Source organism: Microbacterium sp. CCNWLW41 (genome assembly GCF_037083505.1).
Genome location: NZ_JBAOJP010000001.1, coordinates 874189 through 889135, shown reverse-complemented (window position 1 = coordinate 889135; position 14947 = coordinate 874189). Strand labels below are relative to the sequence as shown.

General features: G+C 71.9%; 15 protein-coding genes. 8 read left to right on the top strand and 7 right to left on the bottom strand.

Annotated features, from left to right (window positions below; all coding sequences use genetic code 11):
- Nucleotides 1-205: 205 nt before the first annotated feature.
- On the bottom strand, nucleotides 206-964 hold the full coding sequence (locus V6R91_RS03950) for an IclR family transcriptional regulator (protein ID WP_336394283.1): 759 nt from the start codon (nucleotides 962-964) through the stop codon (nucleotides 206-208).
- A 51-nt stretch (nucleotides 965-1015) separates the two neighbouring features.
- Between V6R91_RS03950 and V6R91_RS03945 the strand changes: the two genes are divergently transcribed.
- The 3 genes from V6R91_RS03945 (at nucleotide 1016) to V6R91_RS03935 (ending at nucleotide 4545) form a co-directional block, all read left to right on the top strand.
- Nucleotides 1016-1768, top strand: a complete 753-nt coding sequence (locus V6R91_RS03945) for an IclR family transcriptional regulator (protein WP_336394282.1) — start codon at nucleotides 1016-1018, stop codon at nucleotides 1766-1768.
- A 280-nt stretch (nucleotides 1769-2048) separates the two neighbouring features.
- A complete protein-coding gene (locus V6R91_RS03940; protein ID WP_336394281.1) occupies nucleotides 2049-3236 on the top strand; it encodes a 4-hydroxybenzoate 3-monooxygenase in 1188 nt (395 codons plus the stop codon).
- An 82-nt stretch (nucleotides 3237-3318) separates the two neighbouring features.
- Nucleotides 3319-4545 carry an MFS transporter gene (locus V6R91_RS03935; protein WP_336394280.1) on the top strand — a complete coding sequence of 409 codons (1227 nt, stop codon included), beginning with the start codon at nucleotides 3319-3321 and terminating at the stop codon, nucleotides 4543-4545.
- Between the two features lie 65 nt (nucleotides 4546-4610).
- Here the strand turns inward: V6R91_RS03935 and V6R91_RS03930 are convergent, their stop codons facing one another.
- The gene (locus tag V6R91_RS03930) at nucleotides 4611-5075 is read right to left on the bottom strand and encodes a MarR family winged helix-turn-helix transcriptional regulator (RefSeq protein WP_336394279.1); all 465 of its coding nucleotides are present in this window, start codon (nucleotides 5073-5075) and stop codon (nucleotides 4611-4613) included.
- 130 nt (nucleotides 5076-5205) lie between these two features.
- On the opposite strand from V6R91_RS03930, the gene V6R91_RS03925 reads away from it, so the two are divergent.
- The 5 genes from V6R91_RS03925 (at nucleotide 5206) to V6R91_RS03905 (ending at nucleotide 10351) form a co-directional block, all read left to right on the top strand.
- Nucleotides 5206-6156 carry an SDR family oxidoreductase gene (locus tag V6R91_RS03925; RefSeq protein WP_336394278.1) on the top strand — a complete coding sequence of 317 codons (951 nt, stop codon included), beginning with the start codon at nucleotides 5206-5208 and terminating at the stop codon, nucleotides 6154-6156.
- Nucleotides 6157-6224: 68 nt separating this feature from the next.
- The gene (locus tag V6R91_RS03920; RefSeq protein WP_336394277.1) at nucleotides 6225-7112 is read left to right on the top strand and encodes an amidohydrolase family protein; all 888 of its coding nucleotides are present in this window, start codon (nucleotides 6225-6227) and stop codon (nucleotides 7110-7112) included.
- A 1-nt stretch (nucleotide 7113) separates the two neighbouring features.
- Nucleotides 7114-8304 (top strand): acyl-CoA dehydrogenase family protein, encoded by a 1191-nt coding sequence (locus V6R91_RS03915; protein ID WP_336394276.1) that lies wholly within the window; start codon nucleotides 7114-7116, stop codon nucleotides 8302-8304.
- Between the two features lie 21 nt (nucleotides 8305-8325).
- Nucleotides 8326-8778, top strand: a complete 453-nt coding sequence (locus tag V6R91_RS03910; protein WP_336394275.1) for a MaoC family dehydratase — start codon at nucleotides 8326-8328, stop codon at nucleotides 8776-8778.
- A 49-nt stretch (nucleotides 8779-8827) separates the two neighbouring features.
- The gene (locus V6R91_RS03905; protein WP_336394274.1) at nucleotides 8828-10351 is read left to right on the top strand and encodes an acyl-CoA synthetase; all 1524 of its coding nucleotides are present in this window, start codon (nucleotides 8828-8830) and stop codon (nucleotides 10349-10351) included.
- Nucleotides 10352-10518: 167 nt separating this feature from the next.
- On the opposite strand, the gene V6R91_RS03900 is transcribed toward V6R91_RS03905, so the two are convergent.
- The 5 genes from V6R91_RS03900 to V6R91_RS03880 all read right to left on the bottom strand — a co-directional run bounded on the left by V6R91_RS03900 (nucleotide 10519) and on the right by V6R91_RS03880 (nucleotide 14877).
- The gene (locus V6R91_RS03900; protein WP_336394273.1) at nucleotides 10519-11343 is read right to left on the bottom strand and encodes a PaaX family transcriptional regulator; all 825 of its coding nucleotides are present in this window, start codon (nucleotides 11341-11343) and stop codon (nucleotides 10519-10521) included.
- Complete coding sequence (locus V6R91_RS03895; RefSeq protein WP_336394272.1) at nucleotides 11340-12143, bottom strand: ABC transporter ATP-binding protein; 804 nt, start codon at nucleotides 12141-12143, stop codon at nucleotides 11340-11342. The genes V6R91_RS03900 and V6R91_RS03895 overlap by 4 nt, the downstream gene beginning before the upstream one ends.
- The gene (locus tag V6R91_RS03890; protein ID WP_336394271.1) at nucleotides 12136-12960 is read right to left on the bottom strand and encodes an ABC transporter permease; all 825 of its coding nucleotides are present in this window, start codon (nucleotides 12958-12960) and stop codon (nucleotides 12136-12138) included. Before V6R91_RS03890 ends, V6R91_RS03895 begins: the two co-directional genes overlap by 8 nt.
- Nucleotides 12957-13796 carry an ABC transporter permease gene (locus tag V6R91_RS03885; RefSeq protein WP_336394270.1) on the bottom strand — a complete coding sequence of 280 codons (840 nt, stop codon included), beginning with the start codon at nucleotides 13794-13796 and terminating at the stop codon, nucleotides 12957-12959. Before V6R91_RS03885 ends, V6R91_RS03890 begins: the two co-directional genes overlap by 4 nt.
- A gap of 91 nt (nucleotides 13797-13887) precedes the next feature.
- Entirely contained in the window at nucleotides 13888-14877 is a 990-nt protein-coding gene (locus tag V6R91_RS03880) for an ABC transporter substrate-binding protein (protein ID WP_336394269.1), read from the bottom strand.
- Nucleotides 14878-14947 lie beyond the last annotated feature (70 nt).

Below are 14947 nucleotides of genomic sequence, written 5' to 3'. Positions count from 1 at the left end.
GGGCCGTGCGGGCTCGCGCTCCCACTCAGTGGGATCGACGGATGCCGCAGGTCGAAGCATCCGTCCCCCTTGGCTCTTTCGGGCTCTTTCTTCCGGGTTTGGGGCGCCGTACGTTCGTTCGGGGCGCGCGCCGTGCGCCCCGAAGGGACGGCATGCGCCCCAAACCCCGGGCGACTCCCCCAAACCCGGGGGACCGGGCCTGGGCTCACGCGCCGCGGAGGTCGTGGTGGAGGTCCTTGGCCGACTGCACGACGAGGGGCCCGAGGCGCCGCGCGTCGGCGCGCTCGAGATGAACGACGAGGCCGATCGCGATGGGGGGAAGGCCCTCCACGCGCGGCAGGGCCGCGGCCACCGAGACGTTGCCGAGGGTCATCTCCTCGCGGGTCGTCGCGTAGCCGAGGGCCCGGGTGCGCGCGATGTCGGCGCGCAGGCCCGCCTCTGTGGTGATGGAGTTCACCGTCTCGCGCACCAGCGGCGCGCGGAAGTACTGCTGCAGCCAGGCCTCGTCCCGCGTGGCGAGCAGCGCCTTGCCGACCCCCGTGGTGTGCAGCGGCCCCCGCCCGCCCATGCGGCTCAGGGTCGGGATCGACTGGCGGCCGGTGAGGCGCCCGACGTACAGCGCGCTCGTCGTCTCGGGCGTGGCCCCGTCGAGCACGGCGAGGTGCACGTTCTCGCCCGTGGCCTCGTAGAGCCGCACCATGTGCGGCAGCGCCGTCTCGCGCAGTCGCAGCGACAGCGGCGACAGCTCGCCGAGCTCCCACAGCCGCGGCCCGATGACGTAGGTGTGACCCGGACCCCGCGTCAGCAGCCCCTCGGCCACGAGGGTCGCGAGCAGGCGGTGCAGCGTCGACGAGGCGAGGCCGGTGCGCGCGGCGAGCACCGCCGCGGTGACGGCCGGCTCGTCGTCGGTGAAGCAGTCGAGCACCCTCAGGGTGCGCTCGAGCACGCCCTCACCGTCCGCCATGGCTCCTCCCCGAGCGACGTTACCCGCCCGGGCGTGTGTCACAGTGGGCGCATGGCCAACTCGCCGACCGGCGACTCGATGACCGAGCGCATCGTGCGCGTGCTCGAGACGTTCACGGCCGAACGGTCGATGCAGTCGGCCGCCGAGATCGGGCGCCGCGCCGGGCTGCCGTCGTCCACCGCGCACCGCATCGTCGATGAGCTCGTCGCCGCCGGGCTGCTCGAGCGCGATGAGGACCGTCGCGTGCACCTCGGGATGCGGCTGTGGGAGCTGGCCCTCCGCGGCTCCACGGCGCTGCGCCTCCGGCAGGCCGCGCTGCCCCACATGGAGCGGGTGCAGGCGGCGATCCGCGAGCACACCCAGCTCGCGGTGCTCGAGCAGGACGAGGCGCTCTTCCTGGAGCGCCTCTCGCATCCCGACGCGGGCGCCAACATCACCCGCATCGCCGGACGCCTGCCGCTGCACGCCTCGTCGTCGGGCCTCGTGCTGCTGGCGCACGCGCCGGCCGCCCTCCGCGAGCGGGTGCTCGCCGGACCGCTGCGCGCCCTCGCGCCCGAGACGGTGACGGATGCCGCGCGCCTGCGCCGCCTGCTCGCCGAGGTCCGTCGCACCGGCGTGGTGGTGGCGCCGGGATCGATCGAGTCGGTGTCGACCGGCGTGGCGGTGCCGATCCGCGACGCGGGCGAGGTCGTGGCCGCGCTGTCGGTGGTGCTCCCCCGCGAGACGCCGCCCGACGCCGCCGTCGCGGCGCTCCGCGCCGCCGCCGCCGGCATCGAGGCCGCCCTCCGCACCGACCGCCGCTGAGCCCACGCCGGCCCGCGGCATCCGTCATCCCACCCGATCCCACCCCCACCCCCACCCGCACCCCCATCCCCACCCCCACCCCCCGCCGAGTTCGCGGTTCCTCGACGAGCGACCACGTCCTGGGCGCCCACAGCCTGGTCATTCGCCGAGTAACCGCGAACTCGGCAAGGGACGGGGTGACAGCCGTCCCGATGAACGGGAATCTACACACCGACGAGGTGGAGCGGGGTCACACTGGGGCGAGGCATCCGCACCCCCTCACGTCGTCGAAGGAGACGTCATGACCACCACGATCAGCACCCGCGTCGCCATCGTCGGCGCCGGACCCGCCGGACTCCTGCTGGCGCATCTCCTCGGCAACGCCGGCATCGAGTCGATCGTCATCGACCAGCGCTCGCGCGAGGAGATCGAGACGACGATCCGCGCCGGCATCCTGGAGCAGGGCACCGTCGAGATCCTCGACACGTCCGGAGCGTCGAGCCGCGTCCGCACCGTGGGCAACCGTCACGACGGCATCGAGCTGCGCTTCTCGGGTGCCGGCCACCGCATCGACTTCGCCGAGCTCGTCGGCCGTGGCGTGTGGCTGTACCCGCAGCACGAGGCGCTCAAAGACCTCATCGCCGCACGCCTGGACAAGGGCCAGGACCTCCGGTTCGGCGTCACCGCCGTGCGCGTCGAGGATGCGGCATCCGATCGTCCGCGCGTCATCGCGACCGACGCCGACGGTGCTCCGCTCGAGATCGTGGCGGACTTCGTCGTCGGCTCCGACGGCTCGCGCAGCGTCGTGCGCGAGGCGGTCACCGGCTCGTCGACCGGCGGCTACTTCCGCGAGTACCCGTTCGCGTGGTTCGGCATCCTCTGCGAGGCGCCGCCGAGCGCCGAGGAGCTCATCTACAGCAACTCCCCCGACGGGTTCGCGCTCATCAGCCAGCGCAGCCCCACGGTGCAGCGCATGTACTTCCAGTGCGACCCGAACGCCGACCCGAACGCGCTGAGCGAGGAGCAGCTGTGGGAGGAGCTGCAGAAGCGCGTGCCCGGCACGACCCTCAAGGAGGGCCCGATCTTCCAGCGGGACGTGCTGCGGTTCCGCAGCTTCGTCGCCCACGAGCTGCTGCACGGTCGCGTCGCCCTCATCGGCGACGCCGCCCACACCGTGCCGCCCACCGGCGCGAAGGGCATGAACCTCGCGGTCGCCGACGTGATCGTGCTCGAGCGCGCACTGCGCGCGCTGCTGCTGGAGAACGACGACCGCCTCCTCCAGCAGTTCCCCGAGAAGGCGCTGCACCGCATCTGGAAGGCTCAGCACTTCTCCTGGTGGATGACGAACATGCTCCACGTCGCCCCCGACGCGTCGGACTTCGACCGCCTGCGCCAGCTGGGCGAGCTGCAGTCGGTGGTCGAGTCCGAGGCCGGCCGCCGCTTCCTGGCGGAGGCCTACACCGGCTGGCCCCTCGAGGGCCTCGCCTGACGCCCCTTCCTCGCACGAGGGCTGCCGCTGAACGGGAATGGACGGATGCCACGCCCGCCGCGTGGGCTATAGTCCGAGCCCTATGACCCCATCGTCGCGGACCGCTCCGCCGCGCACGCCGCGCACGGCGTCGGTGGCGATGCTGCTGGCGGCGGTGTGCCTGGTCGCGGCCAACATGCGCCCGGCCATCACGGGGCTCGGGCCGCTGCTCGACCAGATCGGCGCCGACACCGGGATGTCGCTGACCGCGCTCGGCGTGCTCGCGGCGGTGCCGCTGGTCGCCTGGGCGCTGTTCTCCCCCGTCGCGCACGAGCTCAGCCGCCGCTTCGGCCAGCCCCGCGTGCTGCTGTGGTCGCTGCTCGTGCTGCTGGCCGGCACGCTCGTGCGGTCGATACCGGGGCCGGTCGTGAGCCTGTGGATCGGCACGGCCATCATCGGCGTCGGGATCGCGATCATCAACGTCCTCATGCCGGCCGTGGTCAAGCGCGAGTTCCCGGGCCGCGTCCCGGCGATGACCGCCGTGTACACCGCGCTGCTGGCCGGCATGGGTGCGGTCTCGTCCGGAGTCGTCGTGCCCATCTCGCACATCGAGGTCGGCGGCGAGGCGGCGGGCTGGCGATTCGCGCTGCTCGTCACGGGCGCGGCCCTGCTGCCCTTCGCCGTCGCGGCGTGGTGGTGGGCGCACCGCGGGGCCCGCAGCGTGCACGATCGCACGAAGGCGCCGCGCGGTCGCACCGGGATCTGGTCGGATCCGATCGCCTGGTTGGTGGCGGTCTACATGGGGCTGCAGGCATCCATGTTCTACATGTTCGTGACCTGGCTCGCGCCGCTGTCGATGTCCACCGGTCGCTCGGAGGTCGTCGCCGGCGTCGACGTCATGGTCTACCAGCTGTTCTCGCTCGCCGGCTGCCTGCTGCTGCCGCTGATCCTCCGCGGGAGCCTCGAGCGCTGGGCCCCCGCGCTGATCCCGTCGCTCGCGGTCATCGGCGTCATCGGCCTGATGCTCGCCCCCGGCGCCGTGCTGGTGTGGGGCTCCCTCATCGGCCTCACCGGCGGCGCGACCCTCGCGATGTCGCTCACGCTGATGGCGCAGCGCGCCCGCGATCACGACACCTCCGCCGCGCTGTCGGGCATGTCGCAGTCGGTCGGCTACGTGATCGCCGCGCTCGGGCCGGTGGCCTTCGGCGGACTCCACAGCATCACCGGCGGGTGGACCGCGTCGCTCGCGCTGGTCCTGGCCGTGCTCGTGGGCCTCACCGTCGTCGGGGTGTTCGCCGGCCGCGACCGCTACGTGCTCGACCGCAGCTGACGCGATGACGGATGCCGCGCCCCGCCGGCGCCGCTCTCCAACACCGACGCCGACCCGCAGAGCCGTCAGTCGTCGGGGAAGGCGAGCCGGCGCAGCAGGCCGGTGAGCAGCTCGCGCTCCTCCTCCGACAGCTGCGCGTGCACGCGCTCCTCCGCGACGCGCGCGGCCTCCCGGGCGGCGGCCGCGAGCGTGCGCCCCGCATCCGTGGCGACGACGACGTTCGCGCGCCGGTCGGAGGGGTCGGGCTGCCGCTCGACCAGGCCGCGGGACTGCAGATCGTCGACGAGACTGACGACCTGGCTCGGGTCGAGGCGCAGGAACTCGGCGAGGTCGCGCTGCGAGGGCCGGGCATCGCCCGACGCCAGGACCAGCACCGAGAACGACCGCGCCTTCAGCCCGTGCTCTGCCAGCGCCGCATTGCCCGCGGCGAGCGCGATCGCGTTCGCACGCGCGAGCAGGAAGCTCACGTCGTCGGCGAGCACCGAGGCGCGCAGGCCCGACGGGGCGACGGCGTCGGCGGATTTCGGCATGGCCACGAGCGTAGCCCAGTTCGTGGATGAACGGAATGATTGACATTTTCAACGGTTGGGTCTTCAATGGGTCCCGAACCTCGGTACGGCGCCCCGCGCGACCGGGCCGCGACACGAAGGAGTCTCACGCATGTCATCCGACGTCACCCCGAGCGGCACCGCCCGCCCCCTCGACGGCAAGGTCGCGATCGTCACCGGCTCCGGGCGCGGGCTCGGCCTCGCCTACGCGCAGGAGCTCGCCCGGCAGGGAGCGGCCGTGGTGATCAACGACGTCGACGAGGCCACAGCCGCCGAGGCGGTCGCCGCGATCGAGGCCGAGGGCGGACGCGCCGCCGCGGTGGCGGCCCCCGTGGGTCCGACCGAGACCGCCGAGCAGCTCGTGCGCACCGCGGTCGACACCTTCGGCCGGCTCGACATCCTCGTCACGAACGCCGGCGTGCTGCGCGACACCGTGCTGTGGAAGATGAGCGACGACGACTTCGACACCGTCATCAACGTCCACCTCCGCGGCACCTTCACGTGCGTGCGGGCGGCCGCCACCTGGATGCGCGAGAACGAGGTCCCCGGCCGGATCATCGCGATCGGATCGCCGACCGGGCAGCGCGGAAACTTCGGGCAGACGAACTACGCCGCCGCCAAGGCCGGCATCGTCGGCATGGTGCGCACGTGGGCGCTCGAGCTCAAGCGCGCGGGCATCACCGCCAACGCCGTCATCCCGGTCGCCGCGACCGCCATGACGGCCACCGTCCCGTACTTCGCCGCCGCCGTCGAGGCCGAGGCGGCCGGCGAGCCGATGCCCCCGTTCTTCCGCCACGACCTCGGCTTCGGCACCTCCGACGACGTCGCCGGGCTCATCGCGTACCTGGCATCGGATGCCGCCGCCGGCGTCACCGGCCAGGCCATCGGGATCGGCGGCGACCGGCTGCAGCTGTGGTCGCACCCCGAGCCGGTCGCGACCGCCTATCACGACGGCGGCTGGTCGTACGACGATCTCGCCGCCGGCTTCGGCGACGCGGTGGGCGACCTGCAGACGGTCGGCGAGAAGTTCCCACCGCTTCCCGACGACCTCCAGCGCCCCTGACCCGTCGGTCCCGTGCCTGTCGAAGCGCCCTTCGGCAGGCTCGGGACCGAAGACCCGGAAGGCCCGACATGACCCGCTACGAACCCGCGATCGACCTCGACGCGCTCACGGCGATCGACGTGCACGTGCACATCGAGGTCGACGGGCACGGACACGCCTCGCTGCCGGGCGATCTCGCCGACGCCGCGGCGAAGTACTTCAGCACCGACGGGCCGAACCCCGACCTGGACTCGGTCGCCGCGTACTACCGCGAGCGGCGCATGGCCGCCGTCGTGTTCACCGTCGACGCCGAGACGCAGCTGGGTCACCCCCCGCTGTCGAGCGCCGACATCGCCGAGGGCGCCGCCCGCAACAACGACGTGCTCATCCCGTTCGGCTCGGTCGACCCGCGTCGGCCCGATGCGCTCGACCGCGTGCGGCGGCTCATCGACGAGCACGGCGTGCGCGGCTTCAAGTTCCACCCGACGGTCCAGGGCTTCGACCCCTCCGACGAGGCACGCTTCCCGCTGTACGAGGCGCTGCAGGAGGCCGGGGTCGTCGCGCTCTTCCACACCGGCCAGACCGGCATCGGCGCCGGCCTGCCGGGCGGGCGGGGGCTGCTGCTCGGCCTGTCCAACCCGATCCTGCTCGACCCGGTGGCCGCGCGCTTCCCCGACCTGCAGATCATCATGGCCCACCCCTCGGTCCCCTGGCAGGACGAGGCGCTCTCGGTCGCCACGCACAAGCACAACACCTGGATCGACCTGTCCGGCTGGAGCCCGAAGTACTTCCCGGAGTCGCTGGTGCGCGCCGCGAACTCCTACCTCAAGAGGCGCGTGCTGTTCGGCTCGGACTTCCCGCTCCTCACGCCCGACCGCTGGATGACGGATGCCGAGACCGCCGGCTCGTTCAAGCCCGAGGTCCTGCCCGGCATCCTGAAGGACAACGCGGCACGCCTGCTGGGACTCGGGGGCTGACATGCCTGCGCTCGAGTCGGATGCGACGTTCGGGTTCGACCCGTATGCGATCGCTGCCGCGCACCTGAGCCCGGCCGCGCGCGCGGCGCTCGCGCGGCTGCAGCAGACGCTGGATCGCAGCATCCGTCCGCTCCTCGCCCAAGCGTGGGAGACGGCGACCATGCCGGCCGGCGTCCTGGACGCGCTCATCCCCCTCGATCTGATGCAGCCGGAGGGGGTGGATGCCGCCGAGGCGGCGTCGAGCATGTACTCGGGCTTCCGCAACTACGTGCTGGCCCGCACCGACGTGTCGGTGGCCACCCTGTACAACGCGCAGTCCGGGCTCTTCCGCACCGCCGTCGCGCTGGGCGGGTCGCCGGAGCAGGCTGCCGAGCTCGACCCCCGTGTGCGCAGCTTCGACCTCAAGGGCGTGTTCGCGCTCACCGAGCCGGAGCACGGCTCCGATATCGCCGGCGGGCTCGCGACGGCCGCGCGGCGCGACGGCGGCGACTGGGTGATCGACGGCCGGAAGAAGTGGATCGGCGGGGCCGCGGCATCCGATGTCCTGCTGGTCTTCGCGCGCGACGTCGACGACCACGCCGTCAAGGGGTTCCTGGTGCCGACCGACGCCGAGGGCGTGCGGCTCGAGGCGATGACCGGCAAGGTCGCGCTGCGTCCGATGCAGAACGCGATCATCACCCTCGACGGCGTGCGTGTGGCCGAGACGGCGCGCCTCCACAACGTGAACGGCTGGCGCGACGTCTCGCGGATCCTGCGGGCGATGCGCTCAGACGTGGCGTGGATCGCCACCGGCCTGCAGGCCGGCGCCCTCGACGCCGCGGTCCGCTACGTGCGAGAGCGTCACCAGTTCGAGCGCCCCATCGGCGGCTTCCAGCTCGTGCAGGAGAAGCTGGCGCGCATGCTCGGCAACACCGTCGCCTCGCTCGCCCTCGTGGTGCAGCTGTCCGCCCGGCAGGACCAGGGCGAGTTCGCCGACGAGAACTCCGCCCTGGCCAAGATGCAGACCGCGCGCCTCGCGCGCGAGACGGTCGCGCTCGGCCGCGAGGTGCTCGGCGGCAACGGCATCCTGCTCGAGCACGACGTCGCGCGGTTCTTCGCCGATGCCGAAGCCGTGTACTCCTACGAGGGCACGCACGAGATCAACGCCCTCATCGTCGGCCGCGCGCTCACCGGCGCGTCGGCCTTCACCTGACCCGTCCACGAAGGAGAAAACATGACCACCACCGTCGACTACGCCGACGTCGCCGGCCTCGCCGGCACCGACCTCGGCCACACCGAGTGGTTCGAGATCACGCAGGACCGCGTGAACCTCTTCGCCGATGCCACCGACGACCACCAGTGGATCCACGTCGACCCGGCGCGCGCGGCGGAGGGGCCGTTCGGCGGTCCCATCGCGCACGGCTTCCTCACCCTGTCGCTCGCGGTCAAGTTCTGGTCGGAGCTCTTCGACGTGACCGGCGTCACGACGCGCGTGAACTACGGCCTCGACAAGGTCCGGTTCGTCTCGCCCGTGCCCGTGGGCGCCCGCGTGCGCATGACCGCCGTCATCGCCGAGGTCACCGAGGTGCGCGGCGGCTACCAGTTCGCCGTCGACCAGACCATCGAGATCGAGGGCGCCGAGAAGCCCGCCGTCGCGGCGCGCGGCCTGTACCGCTTCTACGCCTGATCGGCACTTCCGACCCGCACGCTTCCTCGAGGGAGAGGACCCCGCAACGATGCACGAGGGAATCGGGTTCTGGCTCGCCAAGCGGCGGCTGAAGGACCCCGACAAGACGGCCGTCGTCTTCGGCGACGACGAGCTGAGCTATCGCCGGCTGGCGGATGCCGCCGACCATGTCGCCGCCGTGCTGTGGCATCGCGGCATCCGCCGTGGCGACGCCGTCGCCTACATCGGCGAGAACAGCCCGCAGTTCCTGCAGGTGATGTTCGGCGCGGCGCAGCTGGGCGCCGTCTTCGTGCCGCTGAACACGCGGCTCGCCGCTCCCGAGATGCAGCACATCCTCGTCGACTCGGGGGCACGCGCCGTCGTGCTCGACCCCGAGTTCCTGGAACGCGCGATGCCGGGCATCGAGGCGGGGCGCATCGCCCACGTCATCGTGACCGGCGAGGGGCTGCCGGGGCACCCGGGTCTCGCCCGCCTCGTGGCCGAGGCCCCCGGCGGCCACACCGTCGCCGACGTGGGCCTCGACGACCCGGCGGCCATCATCTACACGTCGGGCACCACGGGGCGTCCGAAGGGGGCCGTGCTGAGCCACGGCAACCTCACGTGGGTCGCGGTCAACTGCATCGTCGACTACGACGTCGTCTCGACCGACGTCTCGCTGATGATCTCCCCGCTGTTCCACGTCGCGTCGCTGGGCATGGGCGCGCTGCCGGTGATCCTCAAGGGCGCGACGCTCGTCCTCGAGAAGGGCTTCGAACCCGGCCGCGCGCTCGCGCAGATCCAGCGCCACGGCGTCACGATGCTCAGCGGCGTGCCGACCACGTACCAGATGCTGGCCGACCACCCGGACTGGGCGGCGACCGACATCTCGACGCTGCGGAAGCTCACGTGCGGCGGCTCGGCCGTGCCCACCCGCATCCTCAATGCCTACGAGGAGCGCGGGCTGTCGTTCTCGCAGGGCTACGGCATGACCGAGACCTCGCCGGGCGCGACGTCGCTCGCACCGTCGAAGACCCGTGAGAAGCAGGGCAGCGTCGGCCTCCCGCACTTCTTCACCGAGGTGCGCATCACCGACGAGCACGGCGACGTCGTGCCGCGCGGCACCGTCGGCGAGATCGAGATCTCGGGGCCCAACGTCTTCCTCGGCTATCACGGCCAGCCCGAGGCGACGGCGGCCGCGTTCACCGACGACCGCTGGTTCCGCTCGGGCGATCTCGGCTACCTCGATGCCGACGGCTACCTCTACATCGCCGATCGCCTCAAGGACATGATCATCTCGGGCGGCGAGAACATCTATCCCGCCGAGGTCGAGAACCTCATCTCCGACATCGAGGGCATCTCGGGCGTCGCTGTCGTCGGCGTGCCCGACGAGCGCTGGGGCGAGGTGCCGTGGGCGGTCGTGACGCTCAAGGAGGGTGCGGAGGTGGACACCGAGATCGTGCGCTCCCACCTGGACGGCGTGCTCGCGCGCTACAAGCTGCCGAAGAACGTCGTCGTGGTGGAGGAGCTGCCGCGCACCGCCTCGGGCAAGGTGCGCAAGGCCGACCTGCGCGCGCGGTTCGGCGAGAGCCGGTGAGCACGCGGCTCCCGGCAGTCTCCCCCGACCCGCGCGCCCACCCGCCGACAGGTCAACCGGCCCTCTACAGGAGGCCGCGGACCGGATCGGTCCTGTAGAACCGCGGTCGACCTGTTGAGAGCCAAGGGTCGCGAGGCCGGTACGCGCGCTGGGACTGTCGGCAGTGCTCAGTCGACGAGGCCGGCGAAGTCCCGCACGGCCGGGAAGGCGAACTCCCGGTGCCGCCGCGTGAACAGCTCGGCGGAGCGGTCGGCCGGCCAGTCCTCGCCCATGTACTGGCGCGGCAGCCGCGGGTCGGCGCGCAGCAGCGCGAGCCAGTCGGCGACGAGCAGGGTCCGCGCGGTGACGGGAGGGAGATCGGATGCCGCATCCTCGCGCTCCCAGTGCGCGATGAACTCGAGGTGCGCCTCGCGGATGCGCTCGATGTCCCACGCCACGCGCACCGCCTCGGCCATCGGGAACCCGTCGAGCTCGGTCGCCGAGAACGCGGTGACCGAGCCCGGGGGCAGGTCGGGGATGATCGCATCCAGCGCGGCGGCGAGGTCCACCGCCCCGGGGGCGATCCACAGCCCGTCGCGCAGCACCGCGAATCCCGACCACGTCAGCGCGGCGCGCAGGCGGTGCCGCAGGTCGCGGAGGTGCTCGGGGACGCTGAAGGTGACGAGCGTCCAGCCCTCACCCTGGGGCTCGAACGGCGCGGGCCCGTTCACGCGGCCCGACGCCTCGCGCAGCACCTCGCTGCCGTGGGAGGTCAGCTCGAACCCGATCTCGCGCCCGAGGCGCCGGCGTTCGAGCACCCCGCTCGCGACCATGCGGTCGAGGTTGGTGCGCACGGCGGAGGCCGCCACGCCCGCGCTCTCGAGGGTGCCGATCAGCACGCTCGCGCGCAGCGGTGCGAAGTACCGGTCGCACACGAACTCGCCGAAGAAGGCCAGCAGCAGCTGCCTCGGCTTGCGCGTGAGGACCGAGCCCTCGACGGGGAGAACGCTCACGCCGCCCCCGGGCGGACGGCCTCGCCGCGCTTGGCACGCTGGATCTGCTCGTACACGTGGGTGCGCAGCTCGGTGAAGCGGGGCAGCGCGCGCGTGGTGATCTGGTCGCGGTCGGCCTCGAGGTCGATCGCGAGGTCCTCCTGCACCCAGGTCGGCGACTTCGACAGCACGATCACCCGTTCGCCGAGGTAGACCGACTCGTCGATGTCGTGCGTCACGAAGAGGATCGACATGCCCCGCTCGCGGTGGAGCGTGCGCACCAGGTCCTCGAGGTCGGCGCGGGTCTGGGCGTCGACGGCCGCGAACGGCTCGTCCATGATGAGCACCTCGGGCTGGTACGCGACGGCGCGGGCGATCGCGACGCGCTGCTGCATGCCGCCGGACAGCTGCCACGGGTAGCTCTTGGCGGCGTGGTCGAGGCCGACGGCCGTCAGCGCGTCGTCGATGAGCCGGTCGCGGTCGGTGCGCGAGAGCTTCTTGTGCTTGAGGGGCAGCTCGACGTTGCCGCGCACGGTGAGCCAGGGGTAGAGGCTGCGGCCGTACTCCTGGAACACGAGCGCCATCTTGGGCGGCGGCGCGGTCACGCGCTTGCCGTCGAGCTCCACCACCCCGGAGGTGGGCCGCAGCAGGCCGGCGATGCACTTCAGCAGCGTCGTCTTGCCGCACCCGGAGGGGCCGACGATGCACACCAGCTCGCCGGCATCCATCCGGAAGCTGATGTCGCCGATCGCCTCGACGTTCCCGGTCGACGATTCGTACACCTTGCGCAGGTGCTCGACCTTCAGCAGCGTGTCAGGCACGCTCCACCTCCTTGATTCCGTGGTACCAGCGCAGCACGCGACGCTCGACGAGCCCGAAGATCGTCGCGAGCAGGATGCCGATGAGGCCGAGCAGCAGGATGCCGCTCCACATCTCGGCGATGAGGTAATTGCGCTGGAAGTAGACGATCTGATAGCCCAGGCCGGACGACGAGTACGCCAGCTCCGAGATCACCATCAGGATGAGGGCGATCGACAGCGACTGCCGCACGCCGGCCATGATGCGCGGACTCGCCGCGGGCAGCACCAGGTAGCGCAGGCGCTCCATGGGCGTCACGGCGAAAGAGCGGGCCGTCTCGGTCATGACCGAGTCCGTGGCGCGCACGCCCTCGATCGTGTTGAGCAGGATCGGCCACACCGAGCCCACCACGATCACGACGATCTTCATCGCGTCGGTCGGTCCCATCAGCACGACGACGATGGGCAGCAGCACGGGCGGGGGGACCGCGCGGAAGAACTCCAGCATCGGCTCCAGCAGCTCGCGCAGCCATCGGTTCAGGCCGATGAGGGTGCCCGCGACGATGCCGACGAGGATCGAGATGACGATGCCGATCGCGAGGCGGCCGAGGCTCGGCAGCACGTCGGTGATGAAGGCCGGACCGATCCAGGTGTCGATGAACGCGTCGAGGATCTCGAGCGGCGGCGGGAAGAACGTGGCCGTCGTGAAGCTCGCCCAGATGCCCCAGATGATGAGCAGCAGAAGGGGCAGCCCGATCGCGTACAGCGTGTTCTCGCCGATCTTCGCCCAGACGCGGGACGGCCGCCGGGGGGTCACCACGGTGCTGGTGTAGAGCGTCACAGCACTTCCTCTCCTCGCACCGACTGGTGCCAGGCCAGCGAGCGACGCTCGATCGCGCGGAACACCAGGTTGATGAGCAGGCCCAGGATGCCGGTCACGATGACGAGCGCATACACGGTGGGCCAGTTGCCCGCGGACTGCGCGAACACGATCTCGCGCCCGAGGCCCGGGTTGCCGATGAACATCTCGGCCGTGATGGCCAGGATCAGCGCTACCGCCGCCGCGAGCCGCAGACCCGTCATGAGGTACGGCAGGGCGGTCGGGAACACCAGGTTCACGATCCGCGAGCCGCGCGAGAGGCCGAAGCTGCGGGCGGTGTCACGGGCGACCGTGTCGACGTCGGCGACGCCGTACAGCACCTGGATGAAGACCTGCCAGAAGCTCGCGTAGACGATGATGACGAGCGCCGCCTCGATCCGCAGCCCGAACATGAGGATGGCGAGCGGGATGAGTGCGACCGACGGGATCGGGCGGAGGAACTCCACCGTGGTGTGGGTCGCGCGGCGCAGGAACGGGACGAGTCCGATGACCGTGCCGAGCACCGTCGCGAGCACGGTGGCGATGGCCAGGCCGATGCCCCAGGCGGTCATCGTGCGCCCGACGTTGCGCCAGAACTCGAGGTCCCGCAGCTCCTGCCCGAGCGCGGCGAGCGTCGTGGTCGCGCTGGGGAAGTAGCGCGGATCGACCAGGCCGAGCGTCGGCAGCAGCTGCCATGTGACGAGGAATCCGACGACGCCGGCGACGCCGAGGGCGAACTTGCGGAGGGTGCGCATCCGTCGCGCGCTGCGTCGGCGCGGCGGTGTGGCGACGATCATGGGGGCGTCGGCGACGGCCATCGGCGGGTCCGATCGGTGGAGGGGCGGCGTCGGGAGGGCAGGAGGGAGGGAGCGGATGCCGCAGCGCGCGGCATCCGCTCACTCCACGCCGTCACTGCTGCTGCAGCAGGCGGTCGTAGTCGGGCTCGGCGTCGATGTACGCGAACTCGACCGCCAGGGCGCCGAGGTCTTCGATGCCGGCGTCGGCCAGGTCCCACGTGAAGGTCGGCAGCGTGATGCCGGCGGCCGCCTCCTCGGGGATCTCGAGGTTCGTCGCGATCGCGGCGCGGACCGCCTCCTCGTTGCCGGCCGCCCAGTCGAGGGCCTCAGCCATCGCCTCGGAGTAGGCCGTGACGAGCTCGGGGTCCTCGTCCATGAGCGCCTGCGTCGTGATGTTGGTCAGCACCGTCAGACCGGGGATCGTCGCCTGGTAGGGCTGGACGACCGAGACGCCGCCGCCGCCCACGATCATGCCGCGGAACGGGTCGGGAGCCCAGGCGGCATCCATGGTGCCGGCCTCGAGCTGCGCCGGCACGTCGGGGAAGGCGACCTCGACGAACTCGATCGTCGAGGGGTCGCCGCCGTCGTCCTGCACGGCCTTGCGGATGGTGAGGTCGCCGGCCGCGCCGATCGTGTTGACCGACACCTTCTTGCCCGCCAGGTCGGCGGGACGCGCGATGCCCGAGTCGCCGAGCGCCACGACGGCGTTGACGTCGTCGCCCTCGGCGATGCTGTTGGCGTAGTTGCCGACGATGACGACGCCGAGGTCCTGGAGGTCGGCGCGGATCGGGCCGAACGGCTGGCCGATGGCGAACTGGATGTCGCCGCTGAGCAGCGCCGGGATCGCGTTGGCGCCGCCCTGCGAGGGGACGACCTCGATCTCGAGGCCGTGCTCCTCGAAGATGCCCTCGTCGATCGCGGCCCAGAGCGCGCCGGTCTCGGCGATGGGGAGGGCTGCGACGCGGACGGTCGTCAGGTCGCCCGAGCCGGCGTCTCCGCCGTCGGACGGGCTCGAGGCGGGATCGGCGCCGGAATCGGTGCAGCCGGCCAGGGCGATAGCGGCGGCGGCGAGTACGCCGACGGTGGCAAGACTCTTCTTCATTGACGGGCCTCTCATGACTGTGCGGGTTCACCGGCCGCCGGGTCCGTCCGACCGGAGTCGGAGTCCCCAC